The sequence below is a fragment of the Streptomyces sp. NPDC088387 genome (assembly GCF_044753385.1).
GTDB lineage: Bacteria > Actinomycetota > Actinomycetes > Streptomycetales > Streptomycetaceae > Streptomyces.
Genome location: NZ_JBIVNC010000019.1, coordinates 101,077 through 121,720 on the forward strand (window position 1 = coordinate 101,077; position 20,644 = coordinate 121,720).

Sequence of the window (20,644 nt, forward strand, 5' to 3'; positions counted from 1 at the left end):
GCACCACGGATGGCGGGCGGCCCCTTCAGGGCTGTACGACGTGACCCGAGGTCAGGAGGCCTTGGCCTTCTCCTCGGAGGCGGCACCGACCGGAACCGGCGCCGGCTTGGCGGCCTCGTAGAACTCCTCGCGGGGGTTCTCCATCGCGCCGAGGGCGACGACCTCGCGCTTGAGGAACATACCGAGGGTCCAGTCGGCGAAGACGCGGATCTTCCGGTTCCAGGTCGGCATGGCCAGACCGTGGTAGCCACGGTGCATGTACCAGGCGAGCCGGCCCTTGACCTTGATCTTGACCTTGCCCATGACGATCATCGCCACGCCCTTGTGCAGGCCGAGGCCGGCGACGGCGCCCTTGTTGGCGTGGCTGTAGTCCTTCTGCGGGAAGCCCCGCATACCGGAGATCACGTTGTCGCCGAGGACCTTGGCCTGGCGCAGCGCGTGCTGGGCGTTCGGCGGGCACCAGGCGTTCTCGACGCCGGCCTTGCGGGCGGCGACGTCCGGCACCTGGGCGTTGTCGCCGGCGGTCCAGATGTAGTCGGTGCCCTTGACCTGGAGGGTGGGCTCGGCGTCGACGTGACCGCGCGGGCCGAGGGGCAGACCGAAGCGGGTGAGCGCCGGGTTCGGCTTGACGCCGGCCGTCCAGACGATCGTGTTGGAGTCGACCTCCAGGCCGTTCTTCAGCACGACATGACCGTCGACGCAGGAGTCGAGGGAGGTGGAGAGGTAGATCTCCACACCGCGGCTCTCCAGGTGCTCCTTGCCGTACTGACCGAGCTTGGGGCCGACCTCGGGCAGGATCTTGTCGGCGGCGTCGACGAGCACGAACCGCATGTCCTCGCGGGAGACGCTGGTGTAGTACTTGGCCGCGTCGCGGGCCATGTCCTCGACCTCGCCGATGGTCTCCGCGCCCGCGAAGCCACCGCCGATGAAGACGAACGTGAGCGCCTTGCGGCGGATCTCCTCGTCCGTGGTGGAGTCGGCCTTGTCGAGCTGCTCAAGGACGTGGTTGCGCAGGCCGATGGCCTCCTCGATGCCCTTCATACCGATGCCCTGCTCGGCGAGGCCGGGGATCGGGAAGGTGCGGGAGACCGCGCCGAGCGCGATCACGAGGTAGTCGAAGGGGAGCTCGTACGCCTCTCCGACCAGCGGGGCGATCGACGCGACCTTGCGGTCCTGGTCGATGGTGGTGACCCGGCCGGTGAGGACTTCGGCCTTCGGCAGCACCCGCCGCAGCGGCACGACGACGTGGCGCGGCGAGATGCTTCCGGCTGCGGTTTCGGGGAGGAAGGGCTGGTAGGTCATGTACGACCGGGGGTCGACGACCGTGACGGTCGCCTCGCCGTAGCGCATCTTCTTGAGGATGCGCCGAGCTGCGTACAGGCCTACGTACCCACCGCCTACTACGAGGATCCTGGGACGCTCCGTGGTGCTCATGCCATCGAGTATCCACCTGCCCCGAGGGGGTAGCTCGTGCGCCCCTTCACAAGCTTCGGTACCACCTCTGCTACACTGCGCGGCCCTCGTGATCAAGGCCATGGCACGGAATGGGAACCCGGATGCCGGGCGGACCGTTGTCAATGCCGCGTGAGCTGCTCGTCCGGCCCTTCGGAATCCGTGGACGAGGCCCCCGTTTAACCCTCCGGAAACACTCCCGCCGTGCTCGGTCGAACACCCCTACACCCCAGGTGAGCCCCCGGAACGGCCCATCGAGCCCTCTTGATCCCCCGACAGGGCCGAATTCCTTGTGAAGAACTTCACGAACTTTCCGGCCGGGGTGTCGCGCCGGGCCCCCCGAACCCCCCAAAAGTGCGCTCATCCGCTGAGCTTCCTGCTCAGCCGAGACACTTTCGGGGGCACTAGGCAACGGACCAGGCGATCCCGTCAAGGATGTCGTGCTCACTGACAACGACCTCCGCGGCGCCGATCCGGTCCATGACCGAGAGCAGTACGAGGGCCCCCGCGGCGATGACGTCCACCCGCCCCGGATGCATCGACGGCACGGCCGCCCGCTCGGCGTGGGTGGAGCGCACCAGCCAGTCGGTGATCTCGCGGACCTTCTCGCGGGACACCCGGGAGTGGTGGATGGCCGCCGAGTCGTACGCGGGCAGCTCCTGCGCGATCGCCGACACCGTCGTGACGGACCCGGCCAGCCCGACCAGCGTGCGCGCCTCGTGCAACGGCACGGTCCGCTCCGCGAGGTCGAGCGCGGCCTCGATGTCGGCCCGCACGGCCGCGATCTGCGCCTCGGAGGGCGGGTCGCCGACCACACCGTCGACGAGGAGATGCCGCTCGGTCATCCGCACACACCCGACGTCGACGGAGCGCGCCGCGCGTACGCGGTCCTCCCCCACGACGAACTCGGTGGACCCGCCCCCGATGTCCACGACCAGGAACGGCCGCTCCATCTCATGCCCGCCGGCCAGCTCCCTGGTGGCCCCGGTGAAGGAGAACTCCGCCTCCTGGTCACCGGAGATGACCTCGGGCTCCACCCCGAGGATGTCCAGCACCCCGCGCACGAACTCGTCCCGGTTCTCCGCGTCCCGCGACGCCGAGGTCGCCACGAACCGGAGCCGCTCGGCCCCGTGCTCCTTGACCACGGCGGCATACTCCCGGCACGCCGCGAACGTCCGCTCCAACGCCTCGGGCGCCAACCGCCCGGTCCGGTCCACCCCCTGCCCGAGCCGCACGATCGTCATCCGCCGGTCCAGGTCGACCAGTTCACCGGTAGCGGAATCGGCGTCGGCGACGAGCAGCCGGATGGAGTTGGTACCGCAGTCGATGGCGGCGACGCGGGTCATAGGGGGTCCTTCGGATCGTGGGTTCTGGGGGCCTGTTGGGGGCCTGTTGGGGGTCTGTTGGGGGCCTGTTGGCGGGCGCCGCCCCCGGTCTTCAGTTTGAGGACGAGGCCGATCCCGGCTTCTTCCAGCCCGTCCGGCGTTTGAGGACGAGGCCGTTCAGGCCGAAGCGGGGGTCCGGGGGCGCAGCCCCCGGGAAGGGCAGCCGGGGTTCACTGCTCAGCCGTCGGCAAGACACACGTGCCCTTGGCCCACCACTCCGGCAACAACGCGATCGCCTCGTCCCCGAGCGGATTCACCCCGGGCCCCGCGGCCAGACTGTGCGCCACCAGCACATGGAGACACTTCACCCGGTCCGGCATACCCCCCGCGCTGGGGAACCCAGTGAGCTCCTCGATCTCGTCGCGCCGCCGCACATAGTCCTCGTGCGCGGAGCGATACGCGGAGGCCAGCTCCGGATCCGACTCCAGCCGGGCCGTCATCTCCTTCATCACGCCGTTGGCCTCCAGCGTGCCGATCGCCGACGCGGCCTTCGGACACGTCAGGTAGTACAGCGTCGGGAAGGGCGTGCCGTCGGGCAGCCGGGGCGCGGTCTCCACCACGTCGGGCTGCCCGCACGGGCACCGGTGCGCGATGGCACGCAGTCCGCGCGGCGGCCGGCCGAGCTGCTGCTGGAAGGCCTCGACGTCGGCGTCGGTGGGCTCGGTGCGCACGGTGGGCGGCGGGGGCGTCTCCATGACTGCTTTCTACGACTTCTCTCTCACGGCCCTGAACGCTCTACAGGCTCTACACGCTCTACGGGCTCTACAGGTGGGTCACTGGTCGGCGGCGTCGGACTTGTCGACGCCGTCCCAGACATTGGAGTACCAGGGCCGGTCGGCCGCCCCGGTGTCGGTACGGGACTGCTTGGCCGCGTCCGGGTCGATCACGACGTACCCGGTCTCGCCCGGCATCACGTAGTGCAGCCGCTGCCGGATCTGCTGCTCGGCGTACGCGTCGTCCTGCCAGCGTGCCTTGAGGTCGCGGAGGTCCTCGACGCGCTGCTGGGCCTGGCGCTGCTCGCGCTCCAGGTCGGCGATCTCGGCGCGCTGGGCGACGTACTGCCTTATCGGGTAGGCGAGCGCGACGACCAGGGAGCAGACGACGAGGGCGAGCAGGGCCGCGCGGCCGGTCAGCCGGGAGCGTCGGGCCTGGCGGCGGGTCTGCGAGCGGTAGACGCGCTCGGCGGTCTGCTCGCCGAGGATCCGCAGCCTGGTGGCCGTGGAGAACCGGTCCCGCTCCTTCAGGGCCATGCCCCCGCCTCCCGTTCACACGCGCGTACGTCCCCGCACACGGTACGGGACCGGGTACGGGGACGTACGTACGACGCTTCGTACTGCGCGGCTACGGCGCCGTGGTTCAGCCCTTGCTGTGTCTACTGGTCCGCAAAGCGGAACCGCGGGAACGCGCTGCGCCCGGCGTACACCGCCGCGTCGTCGAGGATCTCCTCGATGCGCAGCAGCTGGTTGTACTTGGCGACGCGCTCGGAGCGGGCCGGGGCGCCGGTCTTGATCTGGCCGCAGTTGGTGGCGACGGCGAGGTCGGCGATGGTGACGTCCTCGGTCTCGCCGGAGCGGTGGGACATCATGCACTTGAAGCCGTTGCGCTGGGCCAGCTCGACGGCGTCCAGGGTCTCGGTGAGCGAGCCGATCTGGTTGACCTTGACGAGCAGCGCGTTGGCGGCGCCGTCGTCGATGCCGCGGGCCAGGCGCTCGGGGTTGGTCACGAACAGGTCGTCGCCGACGATCTGGACCTTGTCGCCGAGACGGTCGGTGAGGACCTTCCAGCCGGCCCAGTCGTCCTCGAACAGCGGGTCCTCGACGGAGACGAGCGGGTAGGCGGCGACCAGCTCCTCGTAGTACTCCGTCATCTCGGCGGCGGAGCGCTCCTTGCCCTCGAAGAGGTACTTGCCGTCCTTGTAGAACTCGGAGGCGGCGACGTCGAGCGCGAGGGCGATCTGCTCGCCGGGCACGTAACCGGCTTCCTTGATCGCTTCGAGGATGAGGTCGAGGGCCTCGCGGTTGGAGCCGAGGTTGGGGGCGAAGCCGCCCTCGTCGCCGAGGCCGGTGGACAGGCCCTTGCTCTTCAGCACCTTCTTGAGGGTGTGGTAGACCTCGGTGCCCCAGCGCAGCGCCTCGGAGAAGGACTCCGCGCCGATCGGCGCGATCATGAACTCCTGGATGTCCACGTTGGAGTCGGCGTGCGAGCCGCCGTTCAGGATGTTCATCATCGGAACGGGCAGCAGGTGCGCGTTCGGACCGCCGAGGTAGCGGAAGAGCGGCAGGTCGCTGGCCTCGGAGGCGGCGTGCGCGACGGCGAGCGAGACGCCGAGGATGGCGTTGGCGCCGAGCGAGCCCTTGTTGTCGGTGGCGTCCAGGTCGAACATCGCCTGGTCGATCAGGCGCTGCTCGGTGGCGTCGTAGCCGACGAGCTCCGGGCCGATCTGCTCGATGACGGCCAGGACGGCCTTCTCGACACCCTTGCCCTGGTAGCGGTTGGGGTCACCGTCGCGGAGCTCGATGGCTTCGAAGGCACCCGTGGAGGCGCCGGACGGAACGGCGGCACGACCCGTGCTGCCGTCGTCGAGGCCGACCTCGACCTCGACCGTGGGGTTGCCTCGGGAGTCCAGGATTTCCCGGGCTACGACGACGTCGATGGACGGCACGAGCATCTCCTTCGTGGATGTGACGCGGTGGGGCAGGACCGCAGCGGCTCTGCGAGACGAGCCTAACCGGCTTGGTGCGTTCGGCCAGCCGGTCGACCATCCCGCGGACAGAACCGATCGTAAAATGTTTCCGAACGAAACAAAGACGGGTGTCCAAGCCGTGGCGTACGGCCGGCCACGGTGGTGTGCGAAGGCATAGAAAAGCCCCGTCCCGGTGCGTACGGGGGAACGCGCACCGGGACGGGGAACCCGCGAGGGACGGGGGGACCCGCACGGGAGCCTCTGAGAGGAAGCACCTCAAGCATGGGGGGAGAGGCTGTGGGGGGACTGGGGCTCGGCTGTGCGCGAGCCGTGGGTCACTTCAGGTGCAGCTGCTGACCCGGGAAGATGACGTCGGCGTCGTCGACGATGTCCTTGTTCAGGTCGAACAGCTTCGCCCAGCCGCCCTTGACGTCGTGCTCGGCGGCGATGGCGCTGAGCGAGTCGCCCTTGACGACCTTGTACTCGCCGTCGCCCTTCTTGACCTTGGCGCCGGTCGGCGTCGTGACGGTCTCCTTCTTCGGGGCGGCGGGGCGCTCCTGCGAACGCGACGCGCTCTGCTCCTCCGAGGAACGGTCCGTGCCGCTCTGCGACTCGGTGGAGGGCTGGCTCGGGGTGGTCGAGCCACCGCCGTTGTAGGCGGCGTTGGACAGGCCGACGCCGCAGACCGGCCAGGCGCCCTTGCCCTGGCCCGCGAGGACCTTCTCGGCGATCTCGATCTGCTGGGCCTTGCTGGCCTGGTAGGCGGCGGCCGCGTACTTCGTACCGCCGTAGGCGGCCCAGGTCGACGGGGAGAACTGCACGCCGCCGGAGTAACCGTTGCCGGTGTTGATGGACCAGTCACCGCCGGACTCGCACTGGGCGACGGCGTCCCACTCGGACGCGGTGGCGGCGGAGGCGCTGCCGGCCGCCATCAGCGGGGCGGCGACGGCGGCACCGGTGACACCGGCGAGCGCGACGACACGGGTGGCCTTGGACGGGCGGCGGTGCTTGCCCTTGCCGGAAAACAGCATGGTTGATCCCCTCACCGACGCCTGCGAGGTGAGCTGTCGGGTTCGGGCCGGTTGAGTTGCCCGGCCGTGTCTCGTACGAGGCTTTCGTCCCGTACGGCACGGCTACACCCCAAGCCGGTTCCGACATCGAGTCACCTCGACCGCCGGGCCCGGCACTTACCTGTGGGTCCCCCGCTCCTGCCTACGGCGCTTGACGCGACGACTGTTCCCGGACGACCACCGGCAGGATTCGGCGTGGCGGTTGTCGGGGCTCACTGCTGCGAGCGGTGTTGACCGTAGACACGCGATTCGCCGAATTTCAAAGACGATCAGGGCTTCTGAGACTCATCCCACACTTTCACCAAACCGGACATTCAGCGCGAAGTGTGACGCGAACTCCCGTTGCCTTTCGTCCGGTTAGGCCCCGAGTTCCAGGGTCTGACCGGGGACGATGCGGTTCGGGTCGGTACCGATCGACTCCTCGTTCTCCGCGTAGAGCTTGCGCCATCCGCCGTCGAAGCCAAGGGAGTCGGCGATGGAGCAGAGAGTGTCACCGTTGCGGACGGTGTAGGAGCTGTCGAGCGGGTCGCGTGCGTCGCCGCTGCCGCGCGAGGCGTGACGGCCGGAGGAGCCCGCGGAGGCGTCCGGGGAGATGACCGTACGGTCCCCCACGGCGTCCTCGTCGGCGCTGTTGCCACGATGGCGGCCCGTGCCGGAGAGCGAGCCGGTGTCGACCAGGTACGAAGAGCCGACTTCCTGCGGGAAGTTGTCCGATTCATCGCCGTTTGCCCCGGAGGGGTCGCCGGCCGGGTCGGCGGCGGGGTCGCTCGGCGAGACCGGGGTGGCCGAATCGTCCGTTCCGTCCGGCTCACCCGAGGGGTCGGTGTCGCCCGAAGCGTCACCGGAGGGCGAAGTGGACGAATCGGACGGCGAGTCCGAGCCGTCGGAGGAATCGGGCGACTGGGACGGGTCGGACGATCCGGTGGAGTCGGAGGAGCCGGAGGAATCGGTCCGGCCGTCGGTCGAGCCGTCGGAACCGTCCGTGTTGTTCGAACTGTCCGAATCGTTCGACCCATTCAGGCCATTCGAGCCGCTGGAGTCGTTCGCGTCGGACTCGCTGGAGGAGCCGGACGTCGCGTCGCCCCCCACGCCGGTGTCGACGTCGGCCGGCTTGGAGTCCTGCGTGAGTCCGTGGACCAGGCCGCAGACGGACCACGCGCCGACCCCCTGGTCGGCGAGGATCCGCTCGGCCACGGCTATCTGCTGCGAACGGCTGGCCTGGTCGGCACTGGCCGCGTAGTCCAGACCGCCGTAGCTCTCCCAGTCCTGCTGGGTCACTTGCAGACCGCCGTAACGGCCGTTGCCCTCGTCCGCGCTCCACGCGCCGCCGCTCTCGCACTCCGCGACGGCGTCCCATGTGGTACCGCTCGCCGCGCTCGCGCCGGCGGCGCCGAGGAGCGGGATGGCGATGGCCGAGCCGGTCACGCCGGCCGCCACGAGGAGCGCCGGAGCCTGACGGGGGCGACGGTGGCGGCCGTTCCCGGGGAGCATGCGGTGACCTTTCGCGAGACAGCGGTGACCCGCGCGGCGCCTGGTGTTCGACGTCGCACTGATGGGTGAAAGTAGCGGCAGTCGATCACTTGTCACAAGTTAATGCCGCGTAGATCACGTGAAGATCACAGACGTGAGGTGATGTCATCTTTTTGATGACTGTATGTCAGGAGGTACGGGGGTGAGGTGACTGTCTGTGCGTCAGGGCGCCCGGGGTGCCGGCCGGGTCCGACGGTGGGCGTCCCGCCCGGGTTTCAGGGACGCTCGGGGGTGAACTCGACCGGCAGGGTGCGCAGTCCGCGCATGATGAGGCCACCGCGCCAGCGGAGTTCGGCCGGGTCGGCCGCCAGGCGCAGGTCCGGAAGACGGCTGAAAAGCGTGGCGAGCGCGGTCTGTCCCTCCAGCCGGGCGAGCGGGGCACCGAGGCAGTAGTGGATGCCGTGCCCGTAACCGAGGTGTTGGTTGTCACGACGGGAGAGGTCGAGGATGTCCGGGTCGGCGAACCGCTCCGGGTCGCGGTCGGCCGCCGCCAGCACCACCAGAACCGGATCCCCGGCCGCGATGTCCTGTCCGCCCAGACTCAGCGGCTCGGTGGCGAACCGCCACGTCGCCAGCTCCACCGGCCCGTCAAAGCGGAGCAGTTCCTCGACACCGGTCTCCAGCAGGCCGGTGTCCCCCTCGTCCAGGGCCCGTTGGAAGCGGCCGCGCTGCTCGTTGTGGGTCAGCAGCGCGTACGTGCCGTTTCCGATCAGGTTCACCGTCGTCTCGAACCCGGCGAACAGCAGGATGAACGCCATCGCCGCCGCCTCGTTCTCCGTGAGGTGCTCACCGTGGTCGGAGGCGCGGATGAGCCCGGAGATGAGGTCCTCGCCGGGCGACGCGCTCTCCGGGAGCGCCTCGCGCTTGCGGTGGATCAGCTCGGCGAGATAGCCGCGCATCTTCTTCACCGACCGCGCGACCCCGCCCCGCGGACCGCCACCGTGCCGGATCATCATCCCCGCCCAGTCCCGGAAGTCGTCCTGGTCCTCGCGCGGGACACCCAGCAGATCGCAGATCGCGTAGATGGGCAGCGGGAACGCGAACTCGTGGATCAGATCCGCCTCCCCCTTCTCCGCGAACCGGTCGATGAGCCCGTCCGCCAACTCCTGCACCCGTGGCGCGAACTCGGCCACCCGGCGGGGTGTGAACGCCTTCGACACCAGCCGGCGCAGCCGGGTGTGGTCCGGCGGGTCGATGTTGAGCAGATGGGTCATCAGCTCGGCCTTGCGCTCACCGGGGATGCCGGTCTTGCCCTTGGCGTGCGCGGGTTCGTCGTGATGCGCGGGGTTCTTGGACAGCCGCCCGTCGGCCAGCGCCTGCCGCGCGTCGGCGTACCGCGTGACCAGCCAGGCCTCCACACCACTCGGCAACTCCGTCCGGTGCACGGGGGCGTGCTCCCGCAGCCACGCGTACGCCGGGTAGGGGTTGGTGGCGAACTCCCAGGTGAAGAGCGGCGGGGCGCCTGCGGCGGACTCGGCCGGGTGGGCGGACTCGGCCGGGTGGGCGAACTCGGCGGGGTGGGCGGGCTCGGCGGGGTGGGCGGACTCGGCAGAGTGGGGCGCCTGGTCCGGGGTGTTGTGCGGGGGCTCGGGGTGATGCTGGTCGGTCACTGGCCGACCGTATCCCGGCTCTGTCCGGCCTCCTTCTCTCTGATCGCGTCCCGGTACACCCGCGCCGCCGCCCGCAGCGCCGCCTCCGGGTCCACGCCCTCCGCCTCGGCTCGGGCCGCCAGCGCCAGCAGTTCGTAGCCGATGCCCTCGACCGGGGGCAGCGGCACCTCCAGGCCCGCGGTCCGTGCCCGGGACGCCAGCTTGGCCGCGAGGGCGAGGCCGGGCTGGTGCAGCGGGATGCCCTCCGTTATCGAAGTGCGGCGCTTCTCCTGGGCCTTCGTCCGCAGCCAGTGCTCCTTCACCTCCTCGGGGGTCGACGCGGTCTCGTCCCCGAAGACGTGCGGGTGGCGGTGGATGAGCTTGGCGACGATGCCGGCGGCCACGTCGTCGATGGAGAAGGGGGCGTCGGCGTCTTCCTCGGTGCCCTCGCCCTCCTCGGCGATCCGGGCGTGGAAGACGACCTGGAGGAGGACGTCGCCCAGCTCCTCGCGCAGCTCGTCCCGGTCGCCGTCCTCGATGGCCTCGACCAGCTCGTAGGCTTCCTCGACGGCGTACTTGGCGAGGCCCTGGTGGGTCTGCCGCGACGACCAGGGACACTCGGCGCGGATGCGGTCCATGACCTGGACGAGGTCGAGGAGCCGGGCGCCCGGCAGGTCGTAGGAGGCGGGAAGCAGCTCCAGCTCGGGCATCCGCACCCTGCCGGACCCGGCGAGGCGGGACAGGCCGTCCGTGAGCGCGGGCTCGCCCTCACCGGTGGCGACGACGACCACGGTCCTGCCGCCGGCGCAGGCGTCCAGCAGGTCCTCGGCGGTCGGGGCGGCCTCGGTGACGACCGTCCCCGCCTCCCGCAGATACGGCAGCTGCGGGTGGGCACCGTCCGCGCAGAACACCGAGTCGGCGGTGTGCAGCGCCTGCCAGGCCGGCCAGGACAGCAGGCCGGGGGCGACGCGGTGGCTGGTGGTGAGCAGGACGATACGGCCGGGCTCGGGGGTGGCGTCGGGGGTGCCTTCGGGGCTGGTTGCGTTCACGATCCGAACGTAACGCACACCGCGGACAGGGCCGGAAAGTTATCCACAGGGCGGAGTGGTTCGTCGGATTATCGGTCTTCGCAGCCCCGAGGGACCGGGTGCAGCGGCGAAGGGCCGGCTGCACCCCCGAAGTACCGGCTGCTCCTACGCGGGCTGCTGCTCCTGCCCGGTGTTCGTCACCTCGCGCACCCAGGGCGTCTCCGCGTCGACGCGGCTGACCTTCTCCACGTCCCAGCTGCCGTAGCGCGGGTTGAGATCGACGCCGAGTTCCTTGGACGCCTTGGACAGGGCCTGCCAGAACGGCTGCTGCGTGGTGTCCGTGCCGAGCGCGGTGGCCAGCTTCTGGGCCTCCAGCTGGACACGCAGGTTCTCGTCGAGGCGCTCCGGCGGGATCCCGTACTGCTGGAGCCAGGCCGTTTCCAGGCCCTTGGCGCCGCCCGCCTGCTTCTCCAGCTCGCCGCGGAACGTCTGCATCTCCTTGCGGGTGACGGAGACGCCCGCGTCCTTGGCGGCGCCGTGCAGCACCTCGTCGAGGACCATGCTGTGCAGGGTGTCGCGGGTGAGGGTGCCGGTCTGGGCGATGGCCTGCGCGTACTGGGCCTCGTCGCTCACCGCGGCCCGCTGGGCCCGGCGTACCTCGTCGACCCTGTTCTCCAGCTGCGACACGGTGATCCGCTCGCCGCCCACGACGGCTGCCGCGCCGGGGTGCGCGTCGTTTCCGCACGCGGTGAGGAGAGGGGCCGCGGCAGCGATCACGGCGGAAAGGACGAACGCGGTGCGACGGCGGCGGTGCAAGGGAACCTCCCGAGGAGATTGTGCGGCGGTGCACAAAGTCTTGCGGTGATCGATGTTAGGCAGCGGGCAAGCTCTGGCCAACCCATTCGACCAACGATTCACCAGGACTTCGGGCACCGCCGCGCTTCCGGACCCCTTCCACAGGGTCGAACGACCGCTCGACGGCCGTCCCCAGGGGCCCGTACTCGCGCGCGGGAGGCTAGCCGCGTACCTGTCCGAGCCACTGAAGAGTGCGGCGGATCTCCAGGGCGGCCGGATGGCCGGGGCCGTGCAGCCGCTCCACGTCGTGCAGGAGGCGGACCAGCGTCTCGTGGGCCGCGGCGCGGTCGCCGAGGGCGAGCAGGAGGTGGCCGATGCGGCGGCGCACCTCGTGCGCGAGTTCCGGGTCGCCGGACACGTACTGGTTCTCGTAGTACGGCAGCAGTCCCCGGTACGCGGACAGCGCCGCCGCCGGTTCACCGAGTTGTTCGAGGCACTGGGCGGCCTCGTAGCGGAAGCGCAGCGCCTGGGGGTCGGCCTGGCCGGCCTCGGCGGCGCGTTCGTCGGCGAGGCGGCTCAGTTCGGGCAGCGCGCGCCGGTACTGGCCGTCGTCCATGAGGGTGGCGGCGTACTGCTTGCGCAGGGTGCGGACGACCGGGGAGTGCACTCCGTGCTGCTCGGCGGCGGCGGGCAGGATCGCGCCGAGGATGTCGACGGCCTGCGTGATGCGGCCCTCACCGAGCAGCCGCTTGACCTCGTCGACCGCGCGGGCGACGTCCGGCTTCTCGTCGGCGGGCGGGGCGGCGGGCGCGGGCTGGGGCGCCGGGGTGCGCGCGCGGTCCGGCCAGGGAGCGTGCGGGCGCAGGAAGGGGCGGGTGGGGTCGAGGGGCGCGCCGGTGGGCATCCCGCGCGCGGGCAGGAGCGGCGCCAGGTCCTCGTACACCTCCTGCGCGGAGCCGGGCCGGTGCTGGGGGTCCTTCGCGAGCAGGCGCAGGACCAGTGCCTCCAGCGGCTCGGGGACCTCCGGGCGGAGCCGGCGCACGGGCACCGGCGCCTCGTACAGATGGCGGTGCAGCACGCCGAGCGCCGTGGAACCCGCGAACGGCACGTCTCCGCTGAGGAGTTCGTGCATCAGCACACCGAGTGCGTAGAGGTCGGTGTACGGGCCGACCGCGCCGCCCATGGCCTGCTCGGGCGCCATGTAGGCGGGCGAGCCGATGGGGGAACCGGTGTGGGTCAGGCGTGTGGTGTCGGTGTCCATCACGGACGCCACACCGAGGTCGAGCACGGTGACCGTGCCGTCCTGCTTCACCATCACGTTGCGTGGCTTGAGGTCGCGGTGGACGATCGGCACGGCGTGCACGGCGCTGAGCACGGCGCACAGTTGCGCGGCCACCGCGACGGACCACTGCCAGGGGTACGGGCTGTGCTCGGCGAGATGGTCGGAGAGGTCCGCGCCGTCCACGTACTGCATCACGAGGAACAGCTCCTCGCCCTCGCTGCCCGCGTCGTGCACGGTGACCAGGCCGGGGTGGTCGACCTGGGCGGTGACGCGGCACTCGCGCACGAAGCGGCGGCGCAGCTCGTCGGCCTCCTGGCCGGCCACCTTGTCCGGGCGCAGCAGCTTCACCGCCACACGCCGGTCCAGGCGGCGGTCGTACGCGGTCCACACCTGGCCCATGCCGCCTTGCCCGATGAGCGTGGCCAGTTCGTACCGGCCGGCGACGACACGTCCTGTCGCCACGGTCACCTTCCGCCCTCGGGCCGGCCGTCCTGCTTGCGGAGGAACTCACTGAGCTCGTCCAGCTCGGCGCGCACCTGGTCGATCCGGGCGGGCGCGGGCCGCTGGGGCGGTGGTGCGGGGGTCGCCGGGGGCGGGGTGTGGTGGGTGGACGGTGTGTGCGGCGGGCGCTGCGCCGGCGGTACCTGCGGGACCGTGGTGGCCGTGTACGGCGACTGCGCCTGGGGGTAGCCGTACGCCGGCGGGCGCGCGTGGGCGTACGCGCCCTGGCGCAGCTGCTGGAAGTGGCGGATGTCCGCGGCGAGGTAGTACGCGATGACCGCCACGAGGGTGCCGAGCAGCAGGGTGAGGCCGGTCCAGCCGCCCGCGGTGTGGATCTCCTCGCCGGGCTCGCTGCCGAGCAGCACGATGGCCAGGATGTCGATGACGACCACGGCCGCGAACAGGCCCCAGTCCAGGGACTTCCGCGTCACGATCGCGAGGCGCAGCATCATCGTCCAGGTCAGGAAGCCGAGGCTGAGGATCGAGATCACCACGAACACCACACGCAGGAAGACCAGCAACGCCGTCGGCGGCGGCTGCTTCACCGGCTGCGGGTAGCCGTGGCCATGCATGACTGCTCCTGAAACCTGGGACGGGCACGCGTGACCGGCACCGTGCAATGCCGGTTGTGCGGTGGTCGCTTCGAGCGTATAGGCCGACAAGGACAACCGGTCCCGGGTTGTACCGAACCGTTGTCGACCTGATCACTGCCGACCCGCCGGACCGGCGCCGCAAGCGTCAGTCCGCGCTGAAGCGGGGCGGTGCCTCTGTCGGGTTGCCGCCCGTCGGGAGGCGTTGGTCGGGGCAGCCCGACAGCACCCGGGTCATCGCCTCCCGCTCTGCGGACGTGACCCACAGGCCGTACTTCCGCTTCACGGCGACCTGGGCGGCGACATAGGTGCACCGGTACGGCTTGTTCGGCGGCAGCCAGGTCGCCGTGTCGCCGTCGCTCTTGGAACGGTTGGTGCCCGCGTCCACGGCCAGGAGGTTCAGCGGGTCGTTGGCGAAGGCGATCCGCTTGCTGGGGTCCCATTGCTGGGCGCCCTTCTGCCAGGCGTCGGACAGGGCGACGAGATGGTCTATGTCGACCTCACTGCGCCCGCGCTCGTAGGTGACGTCCTTTCCGGTGTACGGGTCCGGGTCGAGCGTCCCCGACGCCACCTTGCACGTGCCGTCGGTGAACTCCACCTCCTCCAGGTCCCGTTTGAGGATGTCGTCACGGGTGTCGCAGCTGTTGGAGTCGGTGTCGGCCCAGGGCGAGCCGAACCGGTCCCGGTCGTATCCGGTCCTGGGCGCCCGGCCCTTGACGGTCAGTGCCTCGGCGGCCGTCATCGCCGCTCCCCCACTTCCCGTCTCCTGTGCTCCGCCGGCCCCGGTGGTCTCTTCCTTGCAGCCGGTCACGGCCACCAACAGCGCAACGGCCAGCGCCGCCCCGCCCCTCAGACGCCTCACGGTGCGGCCCTCCCCCTTGCGTGTGCGCGCCGCCCTCGGACGGGCGGTCACCGCCGCCGCACACGGTAGCGGCCGAGAGGTCCAGACCACACCGGGCGTAATTGCGCATCTCGAACAAGTCGGGCGTATCGTCGAATGAGCAACCTCCGGAAGGAGTGCTGGATGGGGATCCTCGACAGGTTCAAGAACCGCGGCACCCAGGACAAGGCTCAGCAGATGTCCGACACCGCGGAACAGAAGATGAACGAGAAGACGGGCAACAAGTACGAGAGCCAGGTCGACGACGCACAGCAGAAGGCAGAGGGCGCGCTCGGCATGGACCGCGAAAGGCCCGACCGGCAGTAGCGCCGGAGAGTCCACGGAGGCGATCAACAAGGGCCGCCCGCCATCGGATCGGGGCGGCACGCACTGGACCACCTTGAGACAGAGGCCGTCCGCGGCACCTCACCTCCCGCGGGCGGCTTCGCCCGTGCCGCCCGCCCGCGTGCACAACCCCCCGGACGCCCCGTCAGACCTTGCCTATCCCCAGGGTCGTCTCCGACGGCAGCAGGCCCGACGCCAGGACCGCGACCCAGTAGTCACCGAGGAGTTCGGTCACGCGGTCGGCGGACTTCGCATCAACCGCGTTCCAGGGGGCGGCGGCGAGGCGGTCGGTGTGGTGCTCGACCCGGTGCCGCAGATCGCGGCCCGCGTCCGTCGCCGTACCGTCCTCGTTCACCAGCCCGCGGGCCACCAGGCGTTCGCGTGCGGCCGACCAGGACCGCGCGCTCCAGCCGCGGCTCTCGAAGCGTTCGGCCGGGGCCGCGCCGATCGCGGCGAAGGAGACCAGCGACTCCGCCGGGTCGAGGCCGGCCACGAGCAGTGCGGCGACATGGCCGTCGCCCCGGTGCTCGCGCAGGATCGTGGCCGCTTGCCACAGCTGGAGGTGCGGGGATCGCGGCCAGTCCAGCGCGGCGTTGGCCGCGGCGAGCGGTCGGCCCGCCGTGTCGGCCGCCTCGGCCGCGCGCCGGAGCAGGGCGGCGGCCTCCGCCAGTTCGGGGCGGTCGATCAGGTCACCGAAGAGGGCGCGGTAGGCCCGGTCGATCCCTCGCAGCCTCGCCGCCAGCACGGCCTCCGGGCTCGCCACCGCCCACGCGCCGTCCATGTGCGCGGCGACCATGCCGGGGTCGAAGCTGTAGAAAGCGGAGGAGACGGCCCGGCCGCCGACGGGGCCGAGCGGCGCGGCACGCAACGGGAAGTAGCTCGGCCAGCGCTCCTGCGTGTTGTACCCGAGGGCCGCCGCCTCCTCGAAGACCTCCGGCGCGTAGTACAGCACCGCGTGCAGCGGCTCCAGCAGATGCCAGAGCTGCCGGACCCGGGCCGGCTCGACAGCGGCACCGCCCACGGCCCCACCCTCATCGACGTACTGCGACATGACGACTCCCCCGTGGATCCCGTGGTCGCCGAACCAACTCCGCGACCATCAACTTGACACTGACTAGATTGCCTCGCCGAACGGCAACTTGTCAATGCCTAGATTCCGCGTAGGCTGCTGGACATGCCGCCCTCCCCGCAACCGCAACCTCAGCCCCATCCCCAGCCCCCGTCGCAGTCCCCGTCGCGGTCGCAGGCCTCACCCGCCCCCGACCGCCCCTACCACCACGGTGATCTCCGCCGCGCCATCCTCACGGCCGCGCTCGACGTCATCGGGTCCGACGGTCCGTCCGCGCTGAGCCTGCGGGACCTCGCCCGCCGGGCCGGTGTCTCGCACGCGGCGCCGGCCCATCACTTCAAGGACCGCACCGGACTGCTCACGGCCATCGCGGCCGAGGGATACGGCCTGCTCGCCGAGGCGCTGCGGGCGGCGACGGACCTGAAGGACGCGGGGGTGCGCTACGTACGGTTCGCCCGCGGGCATCCGGCGCATTTCCAGGTGATGTTCACGCCGGAGCTGCTCCGCTCCGAGGACCTCGAACTCACCACCGCCCGCGCCCTGGCGGGCGATGCCCTGCGCGAGGCCGTCACCGCGGTGGCGTCATCGGACCGCGGCCCCGACGCCCGTCTCGCCGGAGTCGCCGCATGGTCCCTCGCCCACGGTTTCGCCACCCTCCTTCTCGGCCACAACCTCGACGGCCCCGTGGGCGACCAGGACCCGGAGGAGGTGTTCCGCGCGCTGGCGGGCATGCTGTTCCACTCGGCGTGACCCTCCGGGCGGAACAGCGGAACAACCGGGCGGCCCGGCCGGGCCGCCCACACCCAACACGCCCCTACGACCCCAGCACCGAGGCCAGGAACTCCCCGACCCACCCCAGCAGCTCCCGCCCGACCAGCGGCTTGCCGCCGACCTTCGCGGTCTTGGGGCGCGGCACCAGCACCTGGTGCGCGGCCGGCTTGATGACGGTCCCGGGGTACAGCCGCTTCAGACGCAGTTCCTGCGACTCGCGCAACTCCACCGGCGCGAAACGGATGTTGTTGCCCTGGAGCACGATGTCGCCCACCTCGCACGCGCGGGCGAGCATCCGCAGGCCGGCCACCAGCAGCAGGTTCTCCACCGGTTCGGGCAACTTGCCGTACCGGTCGACGAGTTCCTCGCGTACCGCCTTGATGTCCTCCTCGCTGTTGGCGGAGGCGATCGAACGGTAGGCCTGGAGCCTGAGGCGCTCACCGGGCGCGTAGTCGTGCGGGACGTGCGCGTCGACCGGCAGCTCGATCTTGACCTCGAGCGGCTGCTCCTCCTCGATCTCGCCGGTCTCCAGCTGGCGCCGGTAGTCGGCGACGGCCTCGCCGACCATCCGGACGTACAGATCGAAGCCGACGCCCGCGATGTGCCCGGACTGCTCGCCGCCGAGGAGGTTGCCGGCGCCGCGGATCTCCAGGTCCTTCATGGCCACGTACATGCCCGCGCCCATCTCGGTGTGCTGGGCGATGGTCGCGAGCCGCTCGTGCGCGGTCTCCGTCAGGGGCTTCTCCGGCGGGTACAGGAAGTACGCGTACCCGCGCTCGCGGCCACGGCCGACCCGGCCGCGCAGCTGGTGCAGCTGGGACAGGCCGAAGGTGTCGCCGCGCTCCACGATCAGGGTGTTGGCGTTGGAGATGTCGATGCCGGACTCGACGATCGTCGTGGAGACGAGCACGTCGAACTTCTTCTCCCAGAAGTCCACGACGACCTGCTCCAGCGCGGACTCCGACATCTGTCCGTGCGCGGTGGCGATCCGCGCCTCGGGGACGATCTCGCGCAGCCGGGCCGCCGCGCGGTCGATCGACTCGACCCGGTTGTGGATGTAGAAGACCTGGCCCTCGCGCAGCAGTTCACGGCGGATCGCCGCGCCGATCTGCCGCTCCTCGTACGGCCCGACGAAGGTCAGCACGGGGTGCCGCTCCTCCGGTGGTGTGGTGATCGTCGACATCTCGCGGATGCCGGTCACCGCCATCTCCAGGGTGCGCGGGATCGGGGTCGCGGACATCGTCAGGACGTCGACGTTGGCCCGCAGCTTCTTCAGCTGCTCCTTGTGCTCGACGCCGAAGCGCTGCTCCTCGTCGACGATGACGAGCCCGAGGTCCTTGAACTTGGTCTCGGAGGAGAACAGCCGGTGCGTGCCGATGACGATGTCCACGGCGCCCTCGCGCAGGCCCTCCAGGGTCGCCTTGGCCTCGTTGTCCGTCTGGAACCGCGACAGCGCCTTCACGCTCACCGGGAACTGCGCGTACCGCTCGCTGAACGTCCCGAAGTGCTGCTGCACCAGCAGTGTCGTCGGCACCAGGACCGCCACCTGCTTGCCGTCCTGTACGGCCTTGAAGGCGGCCCGCACGGCGATCTCCGTCTTGCCGTAACCGACGTCGCCGCAGATCAGGCGGTCCATGGGGACCGACTTCTCCATGTCCTCCTTGACCTCGGCGATCGTGGTCAGCTGGTCCGGCGTCTCCGCGTACGGGAACGCGTCCTCCAGCTCGCGCTGCCACGGCGTGTCGGGCGCGAAGGTGTGTCCGGGGGCGGCCATGCGCGCGCTGTAGAGCCTGATCAGGTCGGCGGCGATCTCCTTGACCGCCTTCTTCGCGCGTGCCTTGGTCTTGGTCCAGTCGGCGCCGCCGAGCCGGTGCAGGGTGGGCGCCTCGCCGCCGACGTACTTGGTGATCTGTTCCAGCTGGTCGGTGGGGATGTAGAGACGGTCGCCGGGCTGGCCGCGCTTGGCGGGCGCGTACTCCACGACCAGGTACTCGCGGGTGGCGCCCTGGACCGTGCGCTGCACCATCTCGATGTAGCGGCCCACGCCGTGCTGCTCGTGGACGATGTAGTCGCCCGCCTCCAGGGTGAGCGGGTCGATGGTCTTGCGGCGCCGCGCGGGCATCCGGGCGCCCTCGCGGCCGGCCGCCTTCTGCCCGGTGAGGTCGGTCTCGGTGAGGACGGCGAGTCTGAGCGCCGGATCGACGAAGCCGTAGTCGATGGAGCCGCACGCCACGTGCACCACGGACGGGCTCAGGGTGCCGAGGTCCTGGTCGAGGCGGGCGGCGATGCCCTCGCCGCCGAGCACCTCGACCGTACGGGCCGCGGGGCCGTGCGCCTCCGTGACGTACACCGCGCGCCAGCTCTCGGCGAGCCAGCCCTTGGTGTCGGCGAGCGCCCGCGCGGTGTCGCCCCGGTAGGTCTCGGGCGCGTGCATGCCGAGCTTGAGCGTGTCGTCGTCGAGCTCCTCGTCGGCGGCGAACGGCGACACCGTCCACCACATCATCTCCAGGTCGCGCGCCCGGTCGCGGACGTCCGCGATGGACCACAGGGAGGCCGCGTCGACGTCGATCGGCGCCTCCCCGCCGCCCGCGGTGGCCGCCCAGGACGCCTGAAGGAACTCCTGCGAGGTCGCCACGAGGTCCGCGGCACGCGTGCGTACCCGCTCGGGGTCGCAGACGACCGCCATGGAGCCCTTCGGCAACACGTCGAGCAGCAGCTCCATGTCGTCGACGAGGACGGGCGCCAGGGACTCCATGCCCTCCACCGCGATGCCCTCGGCGATCTTGCCGAGCAGCTCGCCGAGCTCGGGGTGCTCCTCGGCCAGGGCACGCGCGCGCTCGCGGACGTCGTCGGTGAGCAGCAGCTCGCGGCAGGGCGGGGCCCACAGGCCGTGCTCGGCGACCTCCAGGGAGCGCTGGTCGGCGACCTTGAAGTAGCGGATCTCCTCCACGTCGTCGCCCCAGAACTCCACCCGCAGGGGGTGTTCCTCGGTGGGCGGGAAGACGTCCAGGATGCCGCCGCGTACGGCGAACTCGCCGCGCTTCTCGACCAGCTCCACGCGCGCGTAGGCGGCGGCCGCGAGCGCCTCCACGATCTCGTTGAGATCGGCGGTCTGCCCGGTGCGCAGGGCCACCGGCTCCAGGTCGCCGAGGCCCTTGACCTGCGGCTGAAGCACGGACCGCACGGGTGCCACCACCACGGAGACGGGGCCCGTCTCGGGGTCGTCGGGGCGGGGGTGGGCCAGGCGCCGCAGCACGGCGAGGCGGCGGCCGACGGTGTCGCTGCGGGGGCTCAGGCGCTCGTGCGGCAGCGTCTCCCACGAGGGGTACTCGACCACACCGTCCGGCGGCAGCAGCGAGCGCAGGGCCGCCGCCAGGTCCTCCGCCTCGCGCCCGGTGGCCGTGACCGCGAGCACGGTACGGGCGGACTCGCGCGCCAGCGCCGCCACCGCGAAGGGGCGGGCGGCGGGCGGGCCGACCAGGTCGATGTGCATGCGGTTGCCGTCAGCGGCCGCCTTGATCGCTTCCGCGAGGGCGGCGTCCTTGACGACGGCGTCGAGCAGACCGTGCAGGCTCATGGAGGAGCTTTCCGTTGAAGGGTGGGCAATACGGCTGAAGGCTGGGCAACGCGAAGGGCCCGACACGCGTCACGGGCCGGGGGTTCTCCAGCGTACG

Annotated in this window: 17 protein-coding genes and 1 riboswitch; of the genes, 2 read left to right on the forward strand and 15 right to left on the reverse strand. The window is 71.0% G+C overall.

Translation table 11 applies throughout. The annotated features are described in order from the left end of the window. Positions 1-51: 51 nt before the first annotated feature. The 13 genes from ACIQAC_RS36195 to ACIQAC_RS36255 form a co-directional block, all read right to left on the reverse strand. A complete protein-coding gene (locus tag ACIQAC_RS36195; RefSeq protein WP_402198943.1) occupies positions 52-1,434 on the reverse strand; it encodes an NAD(P)/FAD-dependent oxidoreductase in 1,383 nt (460 codons plus the stop codon). Positions 1,435-1,856: 422 nt separating this feature from the next. After that, the gene (locus tag ACIQAC_RS36200) at positions 1,857-2,798 is read right to left on the reverse strand and encodes an exopolyphosphatase (RefSeq protein ID WP_402198944.1); all 942 of its coding nucleotides are present in this window, start codon (positions 2,796-2,798) and stop codon (positions 1,857-1,859) included. Positions 2,799-3,007: 209 nt separating this feature from the next. Beyond that, a complete protein-coding gene (locus tag ACIQAC_RS36205; RefSeq protein WP_402198947.1) occupies positions 3,008-3,532 on the reverse strand; it encodes a DUF501 domain-containing protein in 525 nt (174 codons plus the stop codon). 78 nt (positions 3,533-3,610) lie between these two features. Beyond that, on the reverse strand, positions 3,611-4,087 hold the full coding sequence (locus ACIQAC_RS36210) for a septum formation initiator family protein (protein ID WP_402198949.1): 477 nt from the start codon (positions 4,085-4,087) through the stop codon (positions 3,611-3,613). A 122-nt stretch (positions 4,088-4,209) separates the two neighbouring features. Continuing rightward, positions 4,210-5,505, reverse strand: coding sequence for a phosphopyruvate hydratase (gene eno / locus ACIQAC_RS36215; RefSeq protein WP_402198950.1), 1,296 nt, complete (start codon positions 5,503-5,505; stop codon positions 4,210-4,212). Between the two features lie 350 nt (positions 5,506-5,855). Next, positions 5,856-6,551: a transglycosylase family protein gene (locus ACIQAC_RS36220; RefSeq protein WP_402198951.1), complete on the reverse strand. Its 696-nt coding sequence runs from the start codon at positions 6,549-6,551 to the stop codon at positions 5,856-5,858. 3 nt (positions 6,552-6,554) lie between these two features. Beyond that, positions 6,555-6,750, reverse strand: a riboswitch (cyclic di-AMP (ydaO/yuaA leader). Between the two features lie 197 nt (positions 6,751-6,947). Continuing rightward, positions 6,948-8,081 (reverse strand): transglycosylase family protein, encoded by a 1,134-nt coding sequence (locus tag ACIQAC_RS36225; RefSeq protein WP_402198953.1) that lies wholly within the window; start codon positions 8,079-8,081, stop codon positions 6,948-6,950. 254 nt (positions 8,082-8,335) lie between these two features. Then, complete coding sequence (locus ACIQAC_RS36230) at positions 8,336-9,730, reverse strand: cytochrome P450 (protein WP_402198955.1); 1,395 nt, start codon at positions 9,728-9,730, stop codon at positions 8,336-8,338. After that, positions 9,727-10,758, reverse strand: coding sequence for a nucleoside triphosphate pyrophosphohydrolase (locus ACIQAC_RS36235; RefSeq protein ID WP_402198957.1), 1,032 nt, complete (start codon positions 10,756-10,758; stop codon positions 9,727-9,729). The genes ACIQAC_RS36230 and ACIQAC_RS36235 overlap by 4 nt, the downstream gene beginning before the upstream one ends. A 144-nt stretch (positions 10,759-10,902) precedes the next feature. Beyond that, positions 10,903-11,553, reverse strand: a complete 651-nt coding sequence (locus ACIQAC_RS36240) for a SurA N-terminal domain-containing protein (RefSeq protein WP_402198960.1) — start codon at positions 11,551-11,553, stop codon at positions 10,903-10,905. 199 nt (positions 11,554-11,752) lie between these two features. Then, the gene (locus tag ACIQAC_RS36245) at positions 11,753-13,240 is read right to left on the reverse strand and encodes a protein kinase (RefSeq protein WP_402199075.1); all 1,488 of its coding nucleotides are present in this window, start codon (positions 13,238-13,240) and stop codon (positions 11,753-11,755) included. A gap of 38 nt (positions 13,241-13,278) precedes the next feature. Then, positions 13,279-13,887: a hypothetical protein gene (locus tag ACIQAC_RS36250; RefSeq protein WP_402198961.1), complete on the reverse strand. Its 609-nt coding sequence runs from the start codon at positions 13,885-13,887 to the stop codon at positions 13,279-13,281. A 166-nt stretch (positions 13,888-14,053) separates the two neighbouring features. Next, positions 14,054-14,767 (reverse strand): HNH endonuclease family protein, encoded by a 714-nt coding sequence (locus ACIQAC_RS36255; RefSeq protein ID WP_402198963.1) that lies wholly within the window; start codon positions 14,765-14,767, stop codon positions 14,054-14,056. Positions 14,768-14,929: 162 nt separating this feature from the next. Between ACIQAC_RS36255 and ACIQAC_RS36260 the strand changes: the two genes are divergently transcribed. Then, positions 14,930-15,112 carry an antitoxin gene (locus ACIQAC_RS36260; protein WP_402198965.1) on the forward strand — a complete coding sequence of 61 codons (183 nt, stop codon included), beginning with the start codon at positions 14,930-14,932 and terminating at the stop codon, positions 15,110-15,112. A gap of 163 nt (positions 15,113-15,275) precedes the next feature. Here the strand turns inward: ACIQAC_RS36260 and ACIQAC_RS36265 are convergent, their stop codons facing one another. Beyond that, on the reverse strand, positions 15,276-16,181 hold the full coding sequence (locus ACIQAC_RS36265; RefSeq protein ID WP_402198967.1) for a hypothetical protein: 906 nt from the start codon (positions 16,179-16,181) through the stop codon (positions 15,276-15,278). Positions 16,182-16,304: 123 nt separating this feature from the next. On the opposite strand from ACIQAC_RS36265, the gene ACIQAC_RS36270 reads away from it, so the two are divergent. After that, a complete protein-coding gene (locus ACIQAC_RS36270) occupies positions 16,305-16,949 on the forward strand; it encodes a TetR/AcrR family transcriptional regulator (RefSeq protein WP_402198970.1) in 645 nt (214 codons plus the stop codon). Between the two features lie 64 nt (positions 16,950-17,013). On the opposite strand, the gene mfd is transcribed toward ACIQAC_RS36270, so the two are convergent. Beyond that, entirely contained in the window at positions 17,014-20,547 is a 3,534-nt protein-coding gene (gene mfd / locus ACIQAC_RS36275) for a transcription-repair coupling factor (protein ID WP_402198971.1), read from the reverse strand. Positions 20,548-20,644 lie beyond the last annotated feature (97 nt).